The organism is Kitasatospora sp. NPDC007106, assembly GCF_040634455.1.
Lineage (GTDB): Bacteria > Actinomycetota > Actinomycetes > Streptomycetales > Streptomycetaceae > Kitasatospora > Kitasatospora arboriphila.
Genome location: NZ_JBEYFP010000625.1, coordinates 1 through 3516, shown reverse-complemented (window position 1 = coordinate 3516; position 3516 = coordinate 1). Strand labels below are relative to the sequence as shown.

5 protein-coding genes are annotated in these 3516 nt (G+C 74.8%); 3 read left to right on the top strand and 2 right to left on the bottom strand.

Annotated features, from left to right (window positions below; translation table 11 throughout):
• The coding region (locus ABZ641_RS29650; RefSeq protein ID WP_359986692.1) for an aldehyde dehydrogenase family protein at positions 1–380 on the top strand (380 nt) is incomplete at its 5' end.
• Positions 377–1123: a gamma-glutamyl-gamma-aminobutyrate hydrolase family protein gene (locus ABZ641_RS29645; protein ID WP_359986689.1), complete on the top strand. Its 747-nt coding sequence runs from the start codon at positions 377–379 to the stop codon at positions 1121–1123. The genes ABZ641_RS29650 and ABZ641_RS29645, both read left to right, overlap by 4 nt.
• Before the next feature lie 31 nt (positions 1124–1154).
• Here the strand turns inward: ABZ641_RS29645 and ABZ641_RS29640 are convergent, their stop codons facing one another.
• A complete protein-coding gene (locus tag ABZ641_RS29640) occupies positions 1155–1730 on the bottom strand; it encodes a MarR family transcriptional regulator (protein WP_344623140.1) in 576 nt (191 codons plus the stop codon).
• Positions 1731–1896: 166 nt separating this feature from the next.
• Here ABZ641_RS29640 and ABZ641_RS29635 point away from each other — a divergent pair, with 166 nt between their 5' ends.
• Positions 1897–2202, top strand: coding sequence for a DUF3040 domain-containing protein (locus tag ABZ641_RS29635; RefSeq protein ID WP_344623141.1), 306 nt, complete (start codon positions 1897–1899; stop codon positions 2200–2202).
• A gap of 104 nt (positions 2203–2306) precedes the next feature.
• On the opposite strand, the gene ABZ641_RS29630 is transcribed toward ABZ641_RS29635, so the two are convergent.
• Positions 2307–3326, bottom strand: a complete 1020-nt coding sequence (locus ABZ641_RS29630) for an aldehyde dehydrogenase family protein (RefSeq protein WP_359986695.1) — start codon at positions 3324–3326, stop codon at positions 2307–2309.
• Positions 3327–3516: the final 190 nt, after the last annotated feature.

Sequence of the window (3516 nt, the reverse complement as noted above, 5' to 3'; positions counted from 1 at the left end):
GCAGCCGGCTCGACCTGGGACGCGGCAGCTACCTCCGGCCGACCGTCTTCGACCGGGTCGACCCGGCCATGCGGCTCGCCCGCGAGGAGATCTTCGGACCGGTGCTCTCCGTCCTCGCCTTCGACGACCTGGACGAAGCCGTCGCCCTCGCCAACGCCACCGACTACGGCCTCGCCGCCGGCCTGTGGACCTCCGACCTGTCCACCGCCCACCGGGTCTCCCGCGCCCTGCGCGCCGGCACCGTCTGGGTCAACTGCTACGAGGAGGGCGACCTCACCGTGCCCTTCGGCGGCGTCAAGCAGTCCGGCAACGGCCGCGACAAGTCCGCCCACGCCCTGGACAAGTACACCGAACTCAAGACCACCTGGATCCAGCTGTGAGCACCGCCCGCCGACCCGCCCGGCCGGACCGGCGGCCCCTGGTCGCGATCCCCGCCCGCTTCGCCGCCACCACCTCCGCCCTGCGGTACGCCGCCGAGGTCAACGCCCGCGCCCTGGTCGAAGCCGTCTGGCGGGCCGGCGGCGAACCGGTGGGCCTCCACCCCCACGCCCCGGCGGGGGAGGCCGACCCGGACGAGGTCGCCGACCGGCTCGCCGCCTTCGACGCCGTACTGCTCCCCGGCGGCGGCGACATCGCCCCGCGGCGCTACGGCCACCGCCACACCCACGACAGCGTCTACGACGTGGACGACGGGCAGGACGGCTTCGACCTGGCCGTCGCCCGGTACGCGCTCGGCGCGGGGATGCCGCTGCTGGCGATCTGCCGCGGCCTGCAGGTGGTCAACACCGTCCTCGGCGGCACGCTCCACCAGGACATGGGCGGCCCGGAGCGCGAACACCGCCACCTCGTCCACCCCGTCACCCTGCGCCCGGGATCGGTCCTGGCCGCGGTCGCCGGTGCCGAGAAGGCCGAGGCCTCCTGCTACCACCACCAGCGGGTCGACCGCCCGGGGCGCGGGCTCGCGGTGACCGCCACCGCCGTCGACGGCACCGTCGAGGCGCTCGAACTCGCGCCCGGCGCGGGCTGGTTCGTCGGAGTGCAGTGGCATCCCGAGGACACGGCCGCCGACGACCCGGTGCAGCAGCGCCTCTTCGACGCCCATGTCCGGGCCGCCCGCGGCTGACCCGCCCGAAGCCCTGCGGTCAGCCCTGCCGTCAGTCCTGCTTCGGCCGGCGCCCGCTCCGCCGCGGGGCGGGCGCCTGCCCGTTCAGCAGCGACCGCCGGCGCTCCTCGCCGTGCTCCTGCACCTGCAGCACCACCCGGCGCAGCCCCTCGGCGGTACTGGCGCACTCCTCGTCGCTGAGCGCCCCGGTGACGAAGGCCTCCTCCTCGTTGAAGGCGGGGAAGACCCGCTCCATCAGCGCACGGCCCTCCGGCGTGAGGTCCAGCAGCACCAGGCGGCCGTCGGTGGGGTGGTCCGCCCGGGCCACCAGGCCGCGCGACTCCAGGGTGCGGGCCACCCCGGTCAGCGTCCCCTTGGAGATCCCCGCCTCCTCGGCCACGTGCCGGGTCTCCGACTCGCCCCAGATCCAGACCACCCAGAGCACGACGAAGGCCGTCCAGGTCAGGTCGGCCTCGCGCAGCACCGAGTTCTCCAGGTGCTGGCGCACCGCGGACGCCGCCCGGTAGATGTTCGCCACGACGGCCATCTGCTCGCGCCGCAGCGCGATCCCGCCGAGCCTGGCCTCGGCCAGTTTCTCGGCCTCGGTGAGGGAACGCTCCGCGGTCACCGGCCCACACTCCAATCGTTCGGGTCCAAAGATTGTATGCGTGCGGGGCGCCGGCCGGCGCGGCCGGTCCCCGGTTTGCCCGGGTGCTCGGTGCATTCCGCGCCGGCCTGCGGGTAGAGGACCAGGTGCCGACGTGTGCGGTTCCGTGCCGGTCGGGAGGTGCCCCGTGCTCACTCCGCGTGAACTGCGTCTGCTTGCCGAAGCCGAGGACGAACTCGCCCGTGACCGGCGGCTGGCCCGGAGGCTGGGCCGGCACCGCGTCGGCCCCCGTTGGTGGGGGAGCGTGCGGACGCTCGCCGAACTGCTCGCGGTGCTCGCGGTCGGCGGGGCCGCCGCGGTGGTCGCCGGATGGGCCACCGCCACGTCGACCGGAGTGCTCGCCGGGGCCGCCGTGTGGGGGAGCACCTGGGTGGTGGCCGGTGTCCTGGTGGCGCGGATCGCCTCCCTCACACGGCCCGGGCGCGGCCGCTGAGCAGGAGTTGTCTTCGAAGGGCGCTCGGAGGGTCGGTTCAGGGGCGCTGGGGGCACCTCTCAGGCATCCGTACGCCTCTGACGGCACGCCCTGCGAGGTCCCGGTCAGCCGCGCAGGGCGGACGCGAGCAGGCCGGGCAACCGGCGGGCGGCGGGGGCGGCGGTGTAGTGGGCCAGGCGTTCCAGGGTGGCGCGTCCGGAGCGGTGGGTGACGAAGTGGGGCGGGCGCGGCGCCAGGGAGGGCGAGCCGGTGAACAGGCCGCGCGGTGCGGGGGCGAAGGGGGCGCGGAGCACGGTCTTCTCGACGTCGTCCAGCATCCAGGTGTTGTTGACGAAGCCGGTGCCGCTGCCGATGTCCTGCCGGGTGTGTCCGGGGTGCGCGCCCCACGGGGTGTGTCCGAGGAGGAAGCCCACGCCCGACCAGGTGTTCACGGCGATCGTGCCGTAGCGCAACCGGTCCACGGCGCCCGCCACGGCCGCCGGGTGGTCGCGCTCGGTGCGGGGGTGCACGAGCACGGTGGCGCCGAGCGTGCCGGGGAGGCGGTCGTTGGCGAAGCGGACGGCCTGGTCGAGGAAGGCGGCCGGGGTGTCGCCGGGGAGGCGGACGACACCGAGGGCGCTGGCGAACACCTCCTCGGTGAGCAGAGGGTCGGCGGGGTCGGCGACGTCGGGGACGAGGAGGCGACAGCCGTCGCCGTACATCTCGGCGCCGGGATGCGCTTTGCGGACGGCCGCGAGCCGCTGGGCGGAGCCGGGGTAGTAGTCGGTGCGGAACGGCAGGTCGCGCAGGACGGCGCGGACGGCGTCGAGCAGGCGTTCGGCGCCGTCCCACTGACGGGGTACCAGGAGGACCTGGGCGGCGATGCAGTTGTGGCCGGAGTTGTTCATCTTGGCGGTCACGATGTGCTCGGCCTGGTGGCGGAAGTCGGCGGCGCTCCACGGGCCCGGGACGACGATGAACGGGCTGACACCGCCGAGTTCGCTGGTGAGGGGCTTGTCGACCAGCGGGATGCCGGTGCGGCGGCGCTGTTCGGCCCGGTCGTCGGTGCCCCAGACGACGGCGTCGTGGGTGCGGGCGCTGCCGGTGATGTGGACGGCGTCGACCTCGGGGTGGGTGGTGAGCAGGGCGCCCTCGGCGGGGCCGCCGTCGACCAGGCGCAGCCAGCCGTTCCGGACGAACTCGGCGAAGATCCGCTCGTAGTGGGGCCGCAGGTAGGCGTTCCCGGTGGAGTTCCCCGTCCCGCTGGTCGACGACGCGCTGCTGGCGACCGGCGGCCCGCTCGGCTCCTCGTACGGTCTGCTCCGCGAACTGCAG